The following is a 19,322-nucleotide window of genomic DNA, read 5'->3' as shown; positions in this document are numbered from 1 at the left end:
CCATTAGATAACAAAACTTGTATATAATAGTTTTTATAAAAATTAAAAGGAGATAAAATGAAAAAAATTGTTTTTGCGTCTTTAGCATTAGTAAGCTTAATTTTTGCAGCTGAAAATCAAACTTTTGATCCTAAATCTGTAAAAGATCATTTAACCATAAAAATGGATTTACTTGATAAGAATGGCAATAAAGCTATAGGAGAAGTTGTAGCTATACAAACAAAATATGGAGTAGCTTTTTTTCCACAATTAAGCAATTTGCAACCAGGAATTCATGGTTTTCATGTTCATGAAAATGCAGATTGTGGAGAAACTGAAAAAGGTTTAGGAATGAAAGCTGGAGGACACTATGATCCTAAAAATACCAAAACACATTCTTTTGCTTGGGATGATAAAGGACACTTAGGCGATCTTCCAGCTCTTTATGTTGATGATAAAGGAAATGCTACTAATCCTGTTTTAGCACCAAAAATTAAAAAATTAAGCGAAATTAAAAATCGTGCTTTAATGATTCATTTTGGCGGAGATAACCATAGCGATCATCCTGCTGCACTTGGTGGTGGTGGCGCTAGAATGGCCTGTGGAGTTATTAAATAATTTATACCCTTTTTAAAGGGTATAAAATCTTGACTTATTTATTTACATTATCTATAATGAGCAAAAAATAAATAATACACTATGAAAATTTTAAAACTAAATCACTACATTTTAGGCTTTCAAACCATATATTAGCTTCCTTAAAATAAAAATTATAAAAATTAATATTATATTTTTTAAGGAAATTTTATGTCAGATATATTTATAAAACTTTCTGCGTGGAAGTTATTTTTTAAATGTGCTTTTCCAAATATGATTAGCGCAGCTTTTATGGTGCTTTATTATATTATTGATGGAATTTTTGTTGGAAAATATTTAGGAAATAATGCCCTTGCCGCCCTTGGGCTTGTTATCCCTTTTATAATGATGAGTTTTGCACTAACTGATACTATTGCGATAGGTTCATCTGTCCAAATTTCCATGAAACTTGGCAAAAATCAAAAAAAAGAAGCTAAAACAATGTTTAGCGCTTGTATAATTATCATTTTAGCCTTTTCTTTTTTTATGGGATTTGTTGAATATTTTTTGGGTCCTTTGTTGATTGATTTGTTAAATGTTAGTAAAGAAGTTAAAGAATTATGTAAAGAAATTTTAATAGTTTTTGCTTTATTTGCACCTATTACTATGATTTCTTTTGCTTTAGATAATTACTTAAGAATTTGTGGTAAAACTTTTTATAGTATGATAATAAATATTATCATTGCTCTAAGTAATTTATTTTTTGATTATCTTTTTATTGTCGTTCTGGGTTGGGGAGTTTTCTCAGCTGCACTTGCAACTTGTATAGGTTTAAGTCTTGGAGGAATTTTAGGCATTTTACCTTTTTTAATCCAAAATTTAGAATTAAAATTTACTAAATTAAGTATGAGTTTTAAAGAATTTAAAAATATTATTTATAATGGGAGCTCTGAATTTTTTAACAACATTTCTGCTTCTTTATTCAGTATTTTTGCAAATTTAGTTCTACTTCATCTTGTTGGAGTTAAAGGAGTTGCAGCATTTTCTATTATTTTATATATTGATGCTTTTGTAATTAGTTTATTAATTAGCATGTGTGATGCTATGCAACCTGCTCTTAGTTTTAATTATGCAAAAAAAGATATAAGACGTGTTAAAGATTTAATGAAACCTATTTTGATTAGTGCTTTTATTTTTAGTATTTTAATGCTTGTTATAATTTTGCTTTTTAAAGAAAATTTAGTAGGATTTTTTTCAAAAGATAAAGATGAAGAATTTTTAAAATTTGGAACTTATGCATTAATGATCTTTTCTTTTAATTATCTCATTACTTGGATAAATACACTTAGTGGATCTTTTCTTACCGCTTTTAATAAACCAACTCTTTCTTTGATTATTTCTTTAAGTCAAAGTCTTTTTGTGCCACTTATTCTTTTATTTATCTTGCCTTTATTTTTAAATTTAAATGGAGTATGGCTAACACCTTTAATAGCTGATTTTTTTGTTTTGTTTTTATCCTTTTTCTTTTTAAGAAAAATAATTTTTAAATGAAGATTTATATCTTCATTTGTTCATAAGTTATTTTTGCAAGCTTTGAAGCTTTAGTTTTTATAGGGGAAAATTTTATTTTATTGGCTTTAGGAATTGCCAAAATAGGAAAACCTTTATCACTTGTACCTATAAGACCTAGCTGTAAAACAACAAAATCATCATTGATTTTATGTTTAGAATATGTGTATGGAAAAAGCATTAACACTTTTTGGCAAGGACCACCAAGCATAGGAGGATTTGAACAGCCTTTAATACTAGCTCCTTCAATCTCTCTTCTTAAAACAACACCAACACCCTGAGTTGTCATTTTTTTAGCTTTTTTAGCTTTTAATTCTACTTTTCCCCCATGTATGCACGTTAGAACATTGTCTTCTAAAATAGGATTTAATGCTGCTGTACTAGGAAGAGTAAGTATATCTTTAATTTTAGGACTTTTTATATTTTTCATTTTCTAACTTTTTAAAATTTTAATTATTGTATTTAAAAAATATAAAAAATTTATAAATTTATTTTTAAATTTTTAGCGATTTGAATACATTCTTCCAAATTGGGATTTTCGCAAACTAAGACATTATCATATTTTAAAAGCTTCTTTGCAGTACTTTGACCTATAGCTATTAAATAATCTTCTTTTTTAATATCATAAGTTTTAAAAAAATTATTCACACAAGATGGAGAAGTAAAAATAATAATACAAGGATGAGTAATACAAAAATCAGGTTTTTTATATACATTTTCATAAGCTATGATTTGAGTTAAATTTATATTTTGCTCTAAAAGTTTTTGAACTAAATTTGAAGAAAGTTCTTTAGCTCTTAAATAAAGACATTTTTTATCTTTTAGCTCTTCTTTAAATTCTTCATAAAGATTACTAGCATAAGAAAGTTTTGGATATTTTATATTTTTAAATCCCAAATTAAAAGCTTCTTTTGCTGTATTTTTTCCTACTGCATAAACTTTTAAATCAAAATTTAAAATACTTTTGGTTTTTTTTAAAGCCTTAATAGCATTTTTTGAAGTTATAATCAAAGCATCATAAAAATTAAGATCAACTTTAAAATCATAAAAAATAAGCTCGTTTAAAACAAGATTTTGTACCCCTTTAAATTTCAATTCATTAGTAAGATAGATTTTCATTATAAACTCTTAAAGAGTTTTTTTAAATTTTTACTTGCCAAAAAAGGATCTTTAGCACACATAATAGCTCTTACAACAGCTATGCCACTGAGTTTTAAACCCTTTAAATTTAAAATATTTATTTCATTGATACCACCTATTGCAACAACAGGTAAATTTGATAAAGCTATAATTTGTTTTAAAATATCAAGACTTAAAATTTCACTTTTTTTTGTTGGAGTTAAATTTATAGCTCCACAACCTAAATAATCTGCTTCTTTAATGTTTTTAAGTTGTTCTATTTTTTGCAAACTAAGGCCTATTATTTTATCTTTACCTAGAATTTTTCTAGCAATTTTTATATCTAAATCTTCTTGTCCTAAATGCACTCCACTTGCATTTAGGGCCAATGCAATATCAAGCCTATCATTGATAATTAAAGGAATGCAATAAGTATCGCAAAGTTTTTTCACTTTAAAGCCTAACTCAAAAAATTTACGAGCACTGAGCTCTTTTTCTCTAAGCTGAATTATACTCGCTCCACCCTTAATGGCTTGTTCTAAAATATTTAAAAAAGCTTCATCACTTTTATCTTGCTTGCTAGCTACTAAATATAAGCTAAAATCAATCATTTAAAAACTTATAAAAGTGATTTGTAGGACCACAACCTTTTCCAAGATTTAAAGAATAATAAATAGCATTTTTAACATATTCTTTGGCTTCTTTTATGGCTTCATAAACACTTAATCCTTTAGCAATATTACTAGCAATTGCAGAAGATAAAGTACAACCTGTACCGTGGGTATTTTTTGTTTTAATACGCTCTGCTTTTAAAATATAAATTTTTTCACCATCAAATAATACATCATTAGCGTTATCCTCACTATGTCCGCCTTTTAAAACAATATTTTTTGCTCCAAGTTTATGAAGTTTTTTAGCTGCTTTTATCATATCTTGCTCATTTTGAATTTTAAAATCACAAAGAAATTCAGCTTCTGGTATGTTTGGAGTTAAGATATCGGCAAATTTTAAAATATTTTCTTTAAAATGTTGACAATCTTGTATTTTCATTAAAGCATAACCATTTTTAGCAAACATTACAGGATCGATTACTATATTTTTGGCTTGATATTTTTCTAAATTAAAAGCAACACAATCCATTAATTCTTTTGTTCCAATCATACCTATTTTTACTGCTTTTGGAACAATATCTTCAAAAATAGCCTGAAATTGATCATTTATAATTTCTTCTGGAATATGATGAAGCGAAATCACTCTACTTGTATTTTCAGCAACAACGCTTAAAATCACACTCATACCAAAAAGATTATGGGCACTAAAAGTTTTTAAATCAGCCTGAATTCCAGCTCCTCCGCTACAATCGCTACCCGCTATAGTTAAAATAGGGATTAAATTTGAACCTTTTGCTTGCATTTTTTTCCTTAATAAATATTTTTTAAAATTTCCTTACCTTGATCAGAAATTTTAGAACCTTTAAAATAAGTTTTAACAAAAGAAATAATTAAAGCATGAAAAATTTGATAAAGTGCATAGAGCTTATATTTTTTACCTAAAATTTTACAAAGCTCATCTTGATTTTGCTCTATCCCACTCTCAAAAAATTCTCTTAATTCTTCATAATTTAAAAATTCATAATTTAATGCTAAGGCTAATCGATTAGTATAAGCATCTACAACTAAAATTTCTCTTTTGCAAAGATAATTTAAAATACTATCAGCACTTTCAAATCCTAAGCCTTTAATGCCCAACAACCATTCTCTATTGACATTTTCTTTAAAATACTCTAAATTCTCATAATCTTTTAAAATAGCATTAATAAGAGTTTTTATACGCTTTGCCTTTGTATTATAAAAACCGCTCGGTTTTATAAGCAAAGCAAGCTCTTTATCTTCTAAATTTTTTATTTGTTCTAAAGAAGAGATATTAGCCTTTTTAAGATTTTCTAAAGCTTTTAAAACATTTTTCCAATTTGTATTTTGAGTTAAAATAACAGAAACTAATAACTCAAAATCTCCAAATTTTTTATCTTCTAACCATTCAAAATCATTAAAAGCTAAATTCAGGCTATAAAGATATTTAAAAATATCAAAACCATTCAACTTTCACTCCTTCTTAAATGATTTAAAAGAGCATAAATCACATCCTCATCATCTTTACTTGATGCTTTAATTATCTCTTTGTTTCCATCTTTTAAAGTAAGTTGTATATTCATTTCATAACTAGTAATACTTTTATATTTTTTATAAGCTAAAATTTTAATCATAATGAGTTCTAAAAATTGCTTAGTATAAACATCAAGTTTTCCAAAACGATCTTCAATTTCTCCTTGAATTTCATAAACTTCACTTACACTTTGGCATTTACTAAGTCTTCTATAAAGTTCTAATCTTAAACGATCTTCGCTAATGAGTTCGTTATTTAAAAAGGCATTGATACTTAATCTTAAATCTAGTTTATCCTCTTCTATACTTTCATCTTTAGTTAAAATATTTAACTCATCTTCTAGCATTTTAAGATATAAACTATAACCAATTTGCTCTATATGCCCACTTTGATCAACACCTAATAAATTTCCCCCTCCTCTAATCTCAAGATCGTGATAAGCAAGAATAGAACCTGAGCCCAAAAAAGAATTACTTTCTAATGATACTAGTCTTTTTAATGCATCTTTAGTAATATTTTCTTTATCTTCAATTAAATAATAACAATAGCCTTGTTTATTACTTCTTCCTACGCGTCCTCTAAGTTGATGCAAGTCTGCCATACCGAAATAATCAGCTTTTTCCACTAAAATAGTATTAACATTTGCCAAATCAATCCCGCTTTCTACTATAGAAGTGCAAAGTAAAAGATCATATTGCTTATCTTCAAATTTTAATATTTCTTCTTCTTGTGTTTTAGAATCAATTTTTGAGTGTAAAATCAAAATTCTTAAATTTTTAACTATACCTAATAAGTATTCTTTACATTCTTTTATACTTGCAATATGATTATGGATATAAAAAATTTGCCCTCCACGCCTTAACTCTCTCATAATAGCTTCTTTAATTAAAACTTCATTTTTTTCTTTTACAAAGGTTCTAACATCAAGTCTTTCTTCGGGTGGAGTTTGTAAAGTACTATAAGATTTTATAGAGCTTAAAGCTTGATTTAAACTTCTTGGAATTGGAGTAGCAGACATAGATAAAAGATGAGAATTTTTACTTATTTCTTTTAATTTTTCCTTTTGCTTAACCCCAAATTTATGCTCTTCATCAACAACAATCAAAGCTAAATTTTCACATTCTACATTTAAAAGAGTGTGTGTTCCAATCACAACGCAAGGTTTTTGCTCTTTAAGTTTAGCCAAAATATCCTTTTTTTCTTTAGCGCTTGTAAAGCGATCAAGCTTAAAAACAGCTATATTGAATTCATCAAATCTTTTTTTTAAAGTTTTAAAATGTTGATAAGATAAAAGTGTTGTTGGCACAAAGAAAAAAGCACTAAAACCACTTTTAACCACAGCAAAAATAGCATTCATAGCAACTTCGGTTTTTCCAAAACCCACATCAGCACTTAATAATCTATCCATAATTTTATTATTTTCAAAATCTTCTAAAATTTCTGCACAAACTTTATTTTGATCTTTAGTATAAGAAAAACCTGCTTTTGATACAAACTGAGCCTGTAAAGCAAAATCAACTTTAATATTTTTTGGTTTTATTAAAGCTCTTTTAGCAGCTAAATTTACAATTTGCGTTGCAATAGCAAGAAGTTTTGCTTTTAGTTTTTCCTTTAATCTAGCAAAATTCATTTTCCCTAAACGATCAAGAGTTGGGATAAATCCACTTGAACCTAAATACTTATCAATTAAATATAAATTTTCTACAGGCAATAAAAGCTTATCTTGATTTTGATAAGCTATAGCTACAAATTCTTTTTTTGCTCCGCTTACCTGTATCATTTCAAGACCTAAAAATTTTCCCACACCATAATCTTGATGCACAACAAAATCTCCATTTTTTAATTCATCAAGAATTAAAGAGGCCTTTCTTTTTATCTCTTTTCTTTCTTTTTTATTTAAAGAAAGAATAATCTCATCTTTTGAAATAATATTAATTCTTAAATCACTTCTTTCAAAAATAATATTTTTAAAATCTAACTCTAATTGTTTAAATAAGGCTTCATTTTTTGCTAAAACCTTTATTTTTTTATTTTGATGAAAAGCAAAAAAATCTTTGGTATAAGAACTTTGTAAATCTTTAAAATTTTTAGGCTCTGGAATAATTTTATTATTTATAAAATCCAAATCTTTTGCTTCCATATATAAAGGCTTAATACTTACAAAATCTAAAGATAAATAATCAAAAAAATTATCTATACACCAAAAACCTAAAGAATGTATATCATTAATTAAACTTTGACTTTGAAAATTTTCAAGCTTTTTATTAAAATTTTCATATTCTTCTTTAGAAAAAAAATTCAAAAAAGGGCAAATTTCTAATTCTTGTAATTCATAAGGTATAGATTTTTGGGTATTGATATCAAATTCTCTTATACTTTCAATTTCATCTCCAAAAAACGAAATGCGTATAGGTTTTTCTTTATTAATACAAAAAATATCAATAACATCGCCGCGTATTGAAACTTCAGCTTTATCTTGAACTATATCTACAAATTCATAACCTAGATATTCAATTTGTTCCTTAAAATTTAAAAAATTAAATTTTTGATTTTTATCAATATAATAATTTTTTAAATTATCTTTTCCTGGTAATTTATGAAGTAAAGTTGCAATAGGAGAAATTAAAATCTTTTTTTTCTCTTTTTCCTTATAATAAGAATCTAACACCTTGCAAATTTCAAAAAGCTCTTTTGAAAAAGATCTTAAATCATCGCCAAACTCAGCTCTAAAATCAGGTAAAACAAAAGTTTTATAAGCTTGAAAATTAGAAACTTGTGCTAATAAATCTGCTTCTTTATCATCTTCGCAGATGATCAATTTAGAATAAAAATTATTTTGCAAATATTCATAAAAAGCTGCTTGCATTATTCTTGATTATTCTCAATTAATTTAGTTTCTTCTTTAATTTTGCTACTTCCATTGAATTTTCCACCATTTTCAACACTAAGCTCTTGTATAACAATGTTTCCATCAACTATACCACCTGTTAAAATCTCCAAACTATTGGCTTCTAATTCCCCTTCAAAATATCCATTAACAACAATTTTATCAGCCTTTAATTCACCCTTTAAAACACCTCTTTTTCCAATAACTACTATACTTTGAGAATGAATTGTTCCTATAAGTTCTCCGTCTACGTGAAGCATAGAAGCAAAATAAAATTTCCCTTCTATTCTTGCTCCTGAGGCAATGACTGTTGTTTCTGAACTGGAATTATTTGACGTTGCGTAATTGCTTTTACCAAAGATTGCCATGGTACTCTCCTTTCTTGATTAAAAAAATTACTAATGTTATTTCTTTGCAATTTTAAAAAATATAAAGGTTCTAAAGTTTTATTAATAAATCTTACTTCATAATGCAAATGAGGACCTGTAGATAGCCCTGTATTTCCACTATATCCTATTAAATCTCCTTTCTTAACATATTGTCCAGCTTTTACAACATCTTTTCTCATCATATGTGCAAAAACCGTTTTAAAACCAAAATTATGAAGTAAAATGACATTATAACCATAGCCATTATCACTATATCCTGCAAATTCTACAACAGCATTAGCAGTTGCATAAATTGGCGTTCCAATTTCAGCTCTTAAATCTATACCTGGATGAAATTCTCTACGTTTTAAAACAGGATGTTCTCTCCAGCCAAAATTACCAGTGATTCCTTTATCTACTATCGGAAAACCATTAGGAATTTGGCTAAGAATTTTAGTTTGATCTTCGTTAGTAAGTTTAAGATTATTTAATCTATCATTAATAGTTAAATTTTGTTCATTCTCATCAAGTCCTAAAGCCTTTTCAAAACTTATAATTTTATCTTCTATAGCAGCATATTCTTGTGATTTTTCTTCTATGCTCTTTTGCATTTGCTCATTGCCTTGAATAAGTTCTTGATTTTTTCTAAGCAAATCTTCTCTTTTTTTACTTAAATCACTTAATTTATCATCAAGATATTTAATATAAAATCCGCTAAACACTAAAAAAAAGAAAACAAACATAATAATATAAAATACAATTTTTTTAATTATTCTACTTAAATAAAAATGTTTTGAGCCATTAATATCTGTAATTGTTATGGTAAATTTATTTTTACTCACGCAATTCCTTTAAAAATTTTTGAACCAAAACAAAAGATCCAAATACTAAACTGATTTTACTTGAATTTAAACTTTGAAATTCTTCACACTTTATATTTAATTCTTTAGCTATAGAAAAAATTATATTATTTGCCAGCTTTCTTTGTTCATCTTTGTATTTGTAAATTTTTATTGTATCTATTATAGGCTTTAATGTTTTTAAAATTTCAAAAATATCTTTATCTAAATAAGAATTGTATATCAAATCTATTTTAATATTTTGAAATCTTTCATATAAAGCCTTAGCTGCCATTTGATTGTGACCAACATCTACATAAAGTTTAGAATTAATCTTTTGACATCTAGCTAACAAATTTAAAGCTTTTAATTTTTCAAAAGCTTTAAAAGTTCTTTTTTCACCCTCTAAAAGCACACAAGCATTTAAAGCTAAATTTAGATTATGTTTTAAAAAATCTGGTAATTGATATTTTTTAGCATAATTTCCAAATTGATTTTTTATTTTATTATTTAAAAGTTCATTAAAATATAATCTTGTTTTTTTCAAATAAGCAATGTGTTTTGCAAGATCTAAAACTTCTTTTTCTTGTTTTGTAGTTATAAGAGCTTTTTTAGTCATAATTTTTAGCTTTGTTCTTGCTATATCTTTAAGTGTATTGCCTAAAAGATCTTTATGATCAAAACCTATTCTTGTAAAAATGCTTAACTTTTTATCAAAAATAGAAGTAGCATCAAATTCTCCACCTACCCCTGCTTCAAAAATAATATAATCACAATCTTTAAAAAGTATTGCAGCTAAAAATGTGGCATATTCAAAATAACTTAATTCTTCTAAGTCATTTTTAAAAATATTGGATAATTTTTGATGAGCTAATTCTAATTTTTTATCACTTATAATTTTTGAATTTAAATAAAATCTTTCATTAAAACTAAAAAGATGAGGGCTGGTATAATGTCCAACTTTATAGCCTAAATGATGTAAAAGTTGAGTTAAATATCTCCCTGTACTCCCTTTACCATTTGTACCTACAATATGGATTATAGGTTTTATCTTTAATTTTTTTTTGTATTTCTCATACATTCTAAAAGCAACAAAACGATCAATTTTATCATAGTTGCTTGATTTTTTTAGTAAAAATTCACTAACTTTGTTCATTGATATTAATCTGCTCAATTAATTCTTCTAAAATATTCCCATCAGGATTGCCATCTTTATCTAAATAAACAGATTTTATTTTCGGTGAAATTAAATCATTTTTATAGATAAATTTAAAATTTTCTATAGTTTTTAAATTACTTTCTACAAGAGAAGCCATTTGTTCTTTATTTTTTCCAGGAGAAATAATTAAATAGCTTTTTTCATCTATCATCCAAAGCTCATCTAATTCTTTGCAATTTTCTTTTAATATTTTTTTAAAACGAGTAAAAATCTCATTTAAACTATTTAAACCATATTTTTCTATTATAAAATTATAATTACTAATAGAAAAAAGAGCTAAAGAATAATTTACTTTATATTTTATATAGTTTTCATCAAGCTTTTCAAGCTCTTTTACCACACTCCAAGCTTCTCTTTCTTCTAGATTTTGAGTAAATTGAATTTGCGCATTTAGAGTTTTAATTTTTTCATCAATATTATAAAATTTACGTTTTAAGTCTTCAAAACTTAATTTAATCTCTCCTTTATCATCAGGATTTAAAGTTTCAAAAAAATTAATATTTTGTTGATTAAATTTATCTAAAGAATTAAAAAGTGTTTGAATTTTTTTTAAGTTATCATTAAAAAAATTTAGATTTTTTTGAACATACATATTGTCAGCTATAATTCTTTTATTTACACATTCTAAAAGTTCATTTTCAAAATTACTTTCTGAAAGAATAAAAGATTTTTCTTTTAACTTTTGGATAAAATTCTCAATTTTTAGATCACTCACTAAAGATGGGCTTAAACACAAAGAAAGCAAATGAGCAAAATATTCATAACTTCTTTCTTCTAATTGCAATAAAAGTTTTTTTATAACACTATCAAAATCATCATATTTATTTACACCATATTTACGCATTTCGGTATTAAGGTTTTCATCTTCATAGCTTTTTTCAAGTTCTTTCCATTTTTTATTAAGCAAATAAATGCTTTCACTATCCATAGTTTTAGAAATTCTTATAGAAGTAACTTTAGCTAATTCCTTGATTTTTTTATCTTTACTAATTTGCAATACCCTATTAATGGTAGCTAAAAAATCAAAAAATTCATTGAATTGTTTTCCACTTTGTCTATTTAAGATGGATATTAAGAAACTAATAAATTCTTCTAAATTACGAATAATTTTTCCATTAAGCTCTTGTTGATAATGGGGCAAAAGTAGAGTTTTATATTTTTCTAGTTTTAATTTATTATTTGAAGCAAAACCATATTTTTGACTGAATTCCTCAAAAACTTCTGTATAATTTTCTGGAGTAGCTTTTAATTTCCTTTCTTTTAAAGCAATTAAAGTTTCTTTAGCAATTTCATTAATATTAACTGCCATTTTTATAACCTTTAATTGCAATCATTGAAATAAATTCATCAAAAGCTTCACTTGAAGCATATTTAATTGCTTCAGTTCTTGCAGTATCGCTAATAATACTATTAGGAGAGATGTCAAAATCATAACTTCCGCTTGCATTAAATACTTGTGTCTTTCCATCTTTAAAAACTACATTAAATTCCAAATCCAATTTTGCTTTATAACTAACCACATAGCCATTCTTATCATAAACTAAAGGAATAAAAGTTAAATTATTCATTTTAACATTAATAATATCATCAGCTTCATGCTTTAAAGCAAGTTTTCTACCAAGCTTACTAATAATTACTTCCTTTAATGTATCTGCTACGAAAATACTATTTTTAGGATCTTGTGCATTTAATTCTACATTGACATAAACTTTTTCATTAAAAATTCTATCTGCAAGTTTTGAACTAGGTATATATCCACAAGCACATAGAAAAAAAATAAAACAAAATAAAAAATATTTTTTCATTTAATCACCAAATTGACTAATTTATCTTTAATATAAATTTCTTTTATAATAGTTTTATCTTTAAGCCATTTTTGAACACTCTCTTTTGCTGTGCTTAAAATTTCATTTTGTGAAGCATTTGCTAAAACCTCAATTTCAGAACGTTTTTTTCCATTAACACTTACAATTAAAATTAAAGAATCCTTTTTAAAAACTTCTTCTTTTATTTCTAATTTTCTAAAATTTTTACATTCAAAAAGCCTATCACTTAACTCAAAACATATATGAGGAATAATAGGTTCTAAAATATTTAAAATAATATAAAAAGCTTCTTGTTCTAAAGCCTCATTTTTACAATGATTTAAAGCATTAATTGCTTCCATACAAGCTGCAATTAAAGTATTGAATGCATAAGTTTTATTATAAACTTCTTCTGATTTTTTTAAAGCTTCATATACTTTTAATCTTGCGTATTTTTCTTCTTTGTTTAATTCTTCTTGTTTTAAAATATAATTTTCACTCTTAACACTCAAAGCTCTATCATAAAGCTTACAAATAAAACGATAAGCTCCTTCAAGTGCATCATCATTCCATTCTAATTCTTTTGCTGGAGGTGCAGCAAATAAAATAAAAAGTCTTGCTGTATCAGCTCCATATTTTTTAATAATTTCATCAGGATCAACAACATTGCCCTTAGATTTGCTCATTTTAAAACCGTCTTTTAAGACCATACCTTGTGTTAAAAGCTTTAAAAAAGGTTCATCATTTTTTAAATATCCAAGATCCCTTAATACTTTTTGAAAAAATCTTGCATAAAGCAAATGTAAAATAGCATGTTCAATTCCGCCAATATATTCATCCACACTAAGCCAATAATCAACACTTTTTTCATCAAAAACTTTATTTTGCCAAGTATCCTCATCACTCGCAAAACGTGCATAATACCAAGAACTTTCAAAAAAAGTATCTAAAGTATCACTCTCTCTTTTAGCTTTTTTTCCACATTTAGGACATAGACAATTTTTCCATTCTAAATGCTTTTCTAAAGGATTGCCCTCACCTGTAATTTCTACATCTTCAGGTAAAAGTATAGGAAGATTTTCAATTTTTTCACAAACTAAACCACATTCATCACATTTAACTATAGGGATTGGAGTTCCCCAATACCTTTGGCGTGAAACACCCCAATCTCTTATTTTAAAATTTACAACTCTTTTACCTAAATTATTTTTTTCAAATTCCTTAATAATCTCTTCTCTTGCTTCATTACAATCTAGGTTATTAAATCTATTGCTATTTATAAGTTTGCCATTTTTTTGCGTAAAGGGGAGTTTTTCTTTAGAATCTATTACTTGTTTAAACTCAAGATTATATTTTTTAGCAAATTCAAAATCCCTTTCATCGTGAGCAGGAACAGCCATTACAGCTCCACTTCCATAATCAGATAAAACAAAATTAGCTACCCAGATAGGAATTTTTTCTTTTGTTAAAGGATGTAAAGCATAAATACCTAAAAAATATCCTTCTTTTTCATTGCTTTGTCTCTCTCTTGGATTTTGATTTTGTATAATTTTAATTTGCTCTATAATCTTAGTGTCTAGTTTAGAATTTTTAATTAAATCTTCAACTATGCTATGCTCAACAGATAAAGCAATATAACTTATTCCAAATATTGTATCCGCTCTTGTAGTAAAAACTTGAAGATTTTTTTTATTTACTTTTTTTACACTCTCTTCATCTAAAAAAAGAGTAAATTCCAAACCTTCGCTTTTTCCTATCCAATTTTCTTGCATGGTTAAAACTTGATTTGGCCATTTATCTTTTAAATTTTTTAAATCATTTAAAAGTTCATTAGCATAAGAGGTAATTTTTATGTAATATCCTGGCATTTTTTTTTGAATCACTTCATTGCCACAACGCCAACATTTACCCTCCTCTACTTGTTCATTAGCTAAAACTGTTTGATCGTGTTCACACCAATTTACATTCGCTTCTTTAGTATAGATTAAACCTTTTTCAAACATTTTTATAAAAAATTCTTGTTCAAATTTTGTATAAAGTGGATCAGAAGTAGCAAGCATTCTTTTTTTAGAAAAAGAAAAACCCAAAGAAAAAAGTTCTTTTTGCATATAAGCTATATTATCATAAGTCCATTTTTTTGGATGAATTTTATGTTTTATAGCGGCATTTTCAGCAGGCATACCAAAACTATCAAAACCTATAGGATGCAATACATTAAAACCAATTTTTCGGTAATATCTTGCTAATGCATCTCCTATAGTATAATTTCTTACATGCCCCATATGAATACGACCACTTGGATAAGGAAACATTGAAAGAATATATTTTTTCTTTAAAGAATAATCCCTTTTTGGTTCAAAATAATTATCTTTATCCCAATTTTCTTGCCATTTTTTCTCTATAATGCTTGCATTATATGCCATAAATATTCTCCTATACTATACCTTTTTCATATAAAGCACGATTGCGTTCTTTTTCTTGTTTTTGCTTTAATTTTTCCAATTCTTTATTTCTAAAATCTAAAACACTAAATTTAAACCAAAGCAAAGTAGGACTTGCCACAAAAATAGAACTTAAAGTTCCTATAATAATACCTATAATCAAAGATAAAGAAAATCCTTCTATCATTGAACCACCAAAGAAATATAAAATTACAACAGTAATTAATGTAAGCCCTGAAGTTAGAATTGTTCTTGAAAGAGTAGCCGAAACACTCTCATTAATAATAGGACTTAAAATATTTTCTTTGCTTGTTTTAATGCCTTCTCTTATTCTATCGAAAATAATTATAGTATCATTTAAAGAATATCCAAGTACAGTCAAAACAGCAGCTAAAGTATCTAAATTTACATCAATTCTTAATAAAGATATAAAACCTAAAACAATTACTATATCATGAATTTCGCTTATAATAGCTGCCATAGCAAAACGCCACTCAAAACGTATTGCAATATAAATTAATATTGCTACTAAAGAAATAATAATAGCCATTAATCCTTTATTTCTTAACTCATCCCCGACTTTTGGGCCAACAACATCAACACGTCTTAATTCAAATTTTCCAGTATCTTTTAAAAGAGTATTTATATACTCTCCTATATCATTACTAAGATTTTCATTACTTCCTAAAAATCTTATTGTAATTTCTTCTTTTGAACCAAATTCCGTAACAGAAAGATTTTGAAATTGCCCTGTTTTATCTAAAATTTCTCTTATTTGAGCAATAGGAGCAGAATTTTCATATTTTAGTTGTATCAAAGTACCTCCACTAAAATCAATACCATACTGCAAACCTCTTTCAAAAAGCAAATAAATTGAACCAAAAAATAAAATAAAAGAAAGAGAAATAGCAGCAAAACGCATTTTCATAAAATCATAAATTTTTTTCTCGCTAAAAAACTGCATTATTTTCTCCTATAACCTAACCAAAAATTTGTATTATTACTTTTTTCAATTTTAGACATAAAAAAATCAAACATTCCGTGTGTTCCCCAAATAGCTGTAATCATAGAAATTAAAATTCCTATTCCTAAAGTAACAGCAAAACCCTTAACTGCTCCAGTTCCATAAGCATATAAAGCTATAGAAGTAATTAAAGAAGTAATGTTTGAGTCGATAATAGCACTCATAGCATTTTTATAACCATTTTCTATGCTAGTTTTTATGTTTTTTCCTTCTCTTAATAACTCACGAATACGCTCATTAATAATTACATTTGCATCTACTGCCATACCAACAGTTAAAACAAGCCCTGCCATACCTGGTAAAGTTAAAGTTGCTCCAAACATTGCCATAACCGCAACAACAACTAAAACATTAACAAATAAAGCCACATTAGCAAAAATTCCAGCAATTCCATAATATAAAGCCATAAAAACTACAATACATATAGAAGCACCTATTAAAGCCATCATACTCATTTTAATGCTATCTGAACCTAAAGATGGTCCTATGCTTCTTTGCTCTAAAAGTTTAACAGGTGCAAGTAAAGCCCCACTTCTTAAAGCTACAGCTATATCTCTAGCCTCTTCTTGAGTAAAACTTCCACTTATTTGACCACTGCCGCCACCTATTCTTTCATTGATTGAAGGAGCAGAATAAACCTGATTGTCTAAAACTATAGCCAAACGTTTTCCGACATTAGCTCCAGTATAATCTGCAAATTTTTTAGCTCCCTCAGAATTTAAAGTAAAATTAATCACAGGATAATTACTTTTATCGCTAAAACCGACTCTAGCATCACTTAACATAGATCCATCTAAAATAGGGATACTCTTCAAAGGATATTTAATCTTTTCATTCTTAGCATCTGGAAGAATGATAAGCCCATAACTTGCAGCCTCATCATCACTCATAAAAGCTGCTTCTTTAAGCTTAGAATCATCAACCTCCATTAACTGCAAATGGGCTGCTTTGGTAATGCGTTCTTTTGCTCTTAACTCATCTTCTTTGGTTTTTATTCCTGCTAATTCAACTAAAATTTTATCCTCTCCTTGTTTTGCAACAGTTGGCTCAGCTAAACCAAATTGATCTAGACGATTTCTTATAGTTTCAACCGCTTGTAAAAGTGCATAATTTTCAATGGATTTTATTTCTTCATCGCTAAAACTTATACTATAATGCAAATTTTCAACATTTACATTAAGACCTTTTATTTCTTTAAGCAAGGCATCCATTTTAGAAATATCCTCGCTATCAAGCAGAGTAAATTCTATATTATCATTATGAGTTATTAAATGATCTATAAGAATATTTTCTTTATTAATAGAATAGCTCAAAGATGAAGCAATTGATTTTATTTTAGATTTTAATGCTTCTTGATTATCTACACCCAAAAGCATATAAAGTCCGCCTTGCAAATCTAATCCAAGATTAATTTTTGCTCCTTTTTCAGATTGCAAAAATGAAGGGAGTGAAAAAAATATACCAAAAATAAATATTGCGATAAAAATAATCAAACGATAAGTAAATTTAAAATTATGCATCAATTTTCTTTGCCACAAAATCTCTTGAAATTTTTACCATAATATTTTCATCATTAAGCTTAACTTTGATAAAATCATCTTCTGGTTTTACAACCTCACAAATTAGTCCTCCATTAGTGATAATTTTATCACCCTTTTGCAAGGACTCAAGCATTTGTTTATGTGATTTTGCTTGTTTTTGTTGTGGTCTAATAACTAAAAAATAAAAAATTGCAAAAAGAAATATAAGAGGTAATAATGAAGTTAAAATTGAATTTTCTGCCATATTTTTCCTTTTTTTTAAAAAAATTTAATCCTAATTCTACCATTTTTAAAATAATAAAAGTCTTTTTTATTTCATTTTTGCTTTCAAATCCTATTTATTTATCTTTTTTTGAAAATATATTTTTTGAAACTATAAGCCCTTTTTTAGCTATTTGGGGTTTAATTTTGCTTCTAAGAAGTAAAAATGCAAAAGAATATTTTTGGATAGGATTTTTTGTAGGAATACTTTGGTTTTGGTGGATAAGCTTATCTTCTATTTATTTTAACCTTAGCTATCTTATTCCTATTATCATTCTTGGTATTGGTCTTTTTTACGGATTTCTTTTTAGGATTTGTCATCTTTTTAAATATGATTTTTTAAGACTTTGTGGAATTTTTTGCTTAAATTTTATACATCCACTTGGTTTTGATTGGTTTAATTGGGGAATTTTAAGTGTTTATGGTTTTTTTAGAGCAGATACATTAGGTATTTTGAGTATTTTTCTAATTGCTTATTTTATTTATGAAAAATATATCTCAAGATATTATAAAATAGTTATTGTATTGGTTTTATTTTTTATAGGATTTCAATACGAAGAAAAAAAATCCCTTAATTTAAATTTTAATTATAAATTGGTTAATACTAATATTTCTCAAGATCAAAAATTTTTACAAGAAAACGTAGAACAAAATTCAAATAATCAAATTAAAGAAATCATAAAAGCAATAAATGAAAAAAAAGAACTTGTTGTTTTACCTGAAACTGCTTTTGCTTTTAATCTAAAAAATACATCTTATGAAAAAACACTTAAAAATTTATCTCATGAAATTACAATTATTACAGGTGCTTTTAATATAGAAGAAAATAAAACTTACAATAGCACTTATATTTTTAAAGCAGGAAATGTTTATATTTTTAATAAGCATTTTTTAGTGCCTTTTGGAGAAGAAATTCCATTTTTTAAAGATATTATCAATAAATATTTATTACCTGATATGGAAGAATTTTCTAAAGGCCCTTTACAAAGTCAATATAAACTTAATAATCAAATCATCACTAATGCTATATGTTATGAAGCTACAAAAGAACAAATTTATAAAAATTCTAGCATTATTATAGCTATATCAAATAATGCTTGGTTTAATCATTCAAGCGAATATAAACTTCAACAACTTCTTATGAAATACTATGCTAATAAATATAATGTAAGTATTTATCACGCTGTTAATGGTAAAGAAAATGCTATAATAAAACCAAAAAAGCCTTTGAGTCAAAAATGGTATATTTTTTATAAAAAAATAATTGCAAAAATATATAAATCTTAAATACAAAAATTTAAATTTTTTAGCAAGTATTTAATTTTTAATCGAACTAAATACTTGCTAGTTAAATTATCAAACTTCTATTTAAATAAGATGGGAAATTTTAATTTCTATAAATAAAATCACCCATCCAACTCCTTACACATCTTTTCAAATTCTTGATAGTATTTCCAAGAAGCTATAATATCGGGACGATGTTCTTTAATATGAGTAAGTTCATAATCTAGTATGTTTTTAAGATATATTC

The 19,322-nt window shown here is 26.2% G+C and carries 19 protein-coding genes; 3 read left to right on the top strand and 16 right to left on the bottom strand.

All coding sequences use genetic code 11. The annotated features are described in order from the left end of the window. Window positions 1-57: 57 nt before the first annotated feature. Window positions 58-597: a superoxide dismutase family protein gene (locus tag JG676_RS05070; RefSeq protein ID WP_200170144.1), complete on the top strand. Its 540-nt coding sequence runs from the start codon at window positions 58-60 to the stop codon at window positions 595-597. Between the two features lie 189 nt (window positions 598-786). After that, entirely contained in the window at window positions 787-2,106 is a 1,320-nt protein-coding gene (locus JG676_RS05065; protein ID WP_200170143.1) for an MATE family efflux transporter, read from the top strand. Between the two features lie 4 nt (window positions 2,107-2,110). On the opposite strand, the gene JG676_RS05060 is transcribed toward JG676_RS05065, so the two are convergent. Genes JG676_RS05060 through yajC form a run of 15 tightly spaced genes read right to left on the bottom strand, consistent with a single transcriptional unit; the run spans window position 2,111 to window position 17,774 of the window. Further along, window positions 2,111-2,554, bottom strand: coding sequence for a hypothetical protein (locus tag JG676_RS05060; RefSeq protein WP_200170142.1), 444 nt, complete (start codon window positions 2,552-2,554; stop codon window positions 2,111-2,113). Between the two features lie 50 nt (window positions 2,555-2,604). Next, complete coding sequence (locus tag JG676_RS05055) at window positions 2,605-3,243, bottom strand: uroporphyrinogen-III synthase (protein ID WP_200170141.1); 639 nt, start codon at window positions 3,241-3,243, stop codon at window positions 2,605-2,607. Then, entirely contained in the window at window positions 3,243-3,854 is a 612-nt protein-coding gene (gene thiE / locus JG676_RS05050) for a thiamine phosphate synthase (protein WP_200170140.1), read from the bottom strand. The genes JG676_RS05055 and thiE overlap by 1 nt, the downstream gene beginning before the upstream one ends. Then, window positions 3,847-4,656 (bottom strand): bifunctional hydroxymethylpyrimidine kinase/phosphomethylpyrimidine kinase, encoded by an 810-nt coding sequence (gene thiD, locus JG676_RS05045; RefSeq protein WP_200170139.1) that lies wholly within the window; start codon window positions 4,654-4,656, stop codon window positions 3,847-3,849. Before thiD ends, thiE begins: the two co-directional genes overlap by 8 nt. Before the next feature lie 8 nt (window positions 4,657-4,664). Continuing rightward, window positions 4,665-5,342: a 3-methyladenine DNA glycosylase gene (locus tag JG676_RS05040; protein ID WP_200217510.1), complete on the bottom strand. Its 678-nt coding sequence runs from the start codon at window positions 5,340-5,342 to the stop codon at window positions 4,665-4,667. Continuing rightward, the gene (locus JG676_RS05035; protein ID WP_200217509.1) at window positions 5,339-8,272 is read right to left on the bottom strand and encodes a DEAD/DEAH box helicase; all 2,934 of its coding nucleotides are present in this window, start codon (window positions 8,270-8,272) and stop codon (window positions 5,339-5,341) included. Before JG676_RS05035 ends, JG676_RS05040 begins: the two co-directional genes overlap by 4 nt. Next, entirely contained in the window at window positions 8,272-8,661 is a 390-nt protein-coding gene (locus JG676_RS05030) for a polymer-forming cytoskeletal protein (protein ID WP_200170136.1), read from the bottom strand. The genes JG676_RS05035 and JG676_RS05030 overlap by 1 nt, the downstream gene beginning before the upstream one ends. Then, window positions 8,577-9,503 (bottom strand): M23 family metallopeptidase, encoded by a 927-nt coding sequence (locus JG676_RS05025; RefSeq protein WP_200217508.1) that lies wholly within the window; start codon window positions 9,501-9,503, stop codon window positions 8,577-8,579. The genes JG676_RS05030 and JG676_RS05025 overlap by 85 nt, the downstream gene beginning before the upstream one ends. Next, window positions 9,496-10,656, bottom strand: a complete 1,161-nt coding sequence (locus JG676_RS05020; protein WP_200217507.1) for a Mur ligase family protein — start codon at window positions 10,654-10,656, stop codon at window positions 9,496-9,498. Before JG676_RS05020 ends, JG676_RS05025 begins: the two co-directional genes overlap by 8 nt. Continuing rightward, entirely contained in the window at window positions 10,643-12,028 is a 1,386-nt protein-coding gene (locus JG676_RS05015; protein WP_200170133.1) for a hypothetical protein, read from the bottom strand. The genes JG676_RS05020 and JG676_RS05015 overlap by 14 nt, the downstream gene beginning before the upstream one ends. Then, entirely contained in the window at window positions 12,018-12,524 is a 507-nt protein-coding gene (gene lptE / locus JG676_RS05010; RefSeq protein ID WP_200170132.1) for an LPS assembly lipoprotein LptE, read from the bottom strand. The genes JG676_RS05015 and lptE overlap by 11 nt, the downstream gene beginning before the upstream one ends. Continuing rightward, the gene (gene leuS, locus JG676_RS05005; RefSeq protein ID WP_200217506.1) at window positions 12,521-14,947 is read right to left on the bottom strand and encodes a leucine--tRNA ligase; all 2,427 of its coding nucleotides are present in this window, start codon (window positions 14,945-14,947) and stop codon (window positions 12,521-12,523) included. Before leuS ends, lptE begins: the two co-directional genes overlap by 4 nt. Before the next feature lie 10 nt (window positions 14,948-14,957). Next, window positions 14,958-15,929 carry a protein translocase subunit SecF gene (secF, locus tag JG676_RS05000; RefSeq protein ID WP_200217505.1) on the bottom strand — a complete coding sequence of 324 codons (972 nt, stop codon included), beginning with the start codon at window positions 15,927-15,929 and terminating at the stop codon, window positions 14,958-14,960. Next, window positions 15,929-17,509 (bottom strand): protein translocase subunit SecD, encoded by a 1,581-nt coding sequence (gene secD / locus JG676_RS04995; RefSeq protein WP_200170129.1) that lies wholly within the window; start codon window positions 17,507-17,509, stop codon window positions 15,929-15,931. The genes secF and secD overlap by 1 nt, the downstream gene beginning before the upstream one ends. Next, complete coding sequence (yajC, locus tag JG676_RS04990; RefSeq protein ID WP_200170128.1) at window positions 17,502-17,774, bottom strand: preprotein translocase subunit YajC; 273 nt, start codon at window positions 17,772-17,774, stop codon at window positions 17,502-17,504. Before yajC ends, secD begins: the two co-directional genes overlap by 8 nt. Here yajC and JG676_RS04985 point away from each other — a divergent pair. After that, window positions 17,747-19,078 carry an apolipoprotein N-acyltransferase gene (locus tag JG676_RS04985; protein ID WP_200170127.1) on the top strand — a complete coding sequence of 444 codons (1,332 nt, stop codon included), beginning with the start codon at window positions 17,747-17,749 and terminating at the stop codon, window positions 19,076-19,078. The two genes, yajC and JG676_RS04985, sit on opposite strands and share 28 nt — an antisense overlap. A 119-nt stretch (window positions 19,079-19,197) precedes the next feature. Here JG676_RS04985 and JG676_RS04980 read toward each other — a convergent pair. Further along, window positions 19,198-19,322 (bottom strand): DUF2972 domain-containing protein (locus JG676_RS04980; RefSeq protein ID WP_200217339.1); only part of this gene is annotated, 125 nt, incomplete at its 5' end.

The organism is Campylobacter sp. 2018MI34 (assembly GCF_016598975.1).
GTDB lineage: Bacteria > Campylobacterota > Campylobacteria > Campylobacterales > Campylobacteraceae > Campylobacter_D.
This window is presented reverse-complemented; position numbering and strand designations above follow the sequence as displayed.

Bases quoted from the DNA above. Each gene is read 5' to 3' on its own strand.
- JG676_RS04985 (WP_200170127.1), top strand. From the start codon at position 17,747: ATGAAGTTAAAATTGAATTTTCTGCCATATTTTTCCTTTTTTTTAAAA.
- JG676_RS05015 (WP_200170133.1), bottom strand. From the start codon at position 12,028: ATGGCAGTTAATATTAATGAAATTGCTAAAGAAACTTTAATTGCTTTA.
- JG676_RS05030 (WP_200170136.1), bottom strand. From the start codon at position 8,661: ATGGCAATCTTTGGTAAAAGCAATTACGCAACGTCAAATAATTCCAGT.
- JG676_RS05060 (WP_200170142.1), bottom strand. From the start codon at position 2,554: ATGAAAAATATAAAAAGTCCTAAAATTAAAGATATACTTACTCTTCCT.
- JG676_RS05055 (WP_200170141.1), bottom strand. From the start codon at position 3,243: ATGAAAATCTATCTTACTAATGAATTGAAATTTAAAGGGGTACAAAAT.
- secD (WP_200170129.1), bottom strand. From the start codon at position 17,509: ATGCATAATTTTAAATTTACTTATCGTTTGATTATTTTTATCGCAATA.
- JG676_RS05020 (WP_200217507.1), bottom strand. From the start codon at position 10,656: ATGAACAAAGTTAGTGAATTTTTACTAAAAAAATCAAGCAACTATGAT.
- thiE (WP_200170140.1), bottom strand. From the start codon at position 3,854: ATGATTGATTTTAGCTTATATTTAGTAGCTAGCAAGCAAGATAAAAGT.
- JG676_RS05070 (WP_200170144.1), top strand. From the start codon at position 58: ATGAAAAAAATTGTTTTTGCGTCTTTAGCATTAGTAAGCTTAATTTTT.
- lptE (WP_200170132.1), bottom strand. From the start codon at position 12,524: ATGAAAAAATATTTTTTATTTTGTTTTATTTTTTTTCTATGTGCTTGT.
- yajC (WP_200170128.1), bottom strand. From the start codon at position 17,774: ATGGCAGAAAATTCAATTTTAACTTCATTATTACCTCTTATATTTCTT.
- JG676_RS05035 (WP_200217509.1), bottom strand. From the start codon at position 8,272: ATGCAAGCAGCTTTTTATGAATATTTGCAAAATAATTTTTATTCTAAA.
- secF (WP_200217505.1), bottom strand. From the start codon at position 15,929: ATGCAGTTTTTTAGCGAGAAAAAAATTTATGATTTTATGAAAATGCGT.
- JG676_RS05065 (WP_200170143.1), top strand. From the start codon at position 787: ATGTCAGATATATTTATAAAACTTTCTGCGTGGAAGTTATTTTTTAAA.
- thiD (WP_200170139.1), bottom strand. From the start codon at position 4,656: ATGCAAGCAAAAGGTTCAAATTTAATCCCTATTTTAACTATAGCGGGT.
- leuS (WP_200217506.1), bottom strand. From the start codon at position 14,947: ATGGCATATAATGCAAGCATTATAGAGAAAAAATGGCAAGAAAATTGG.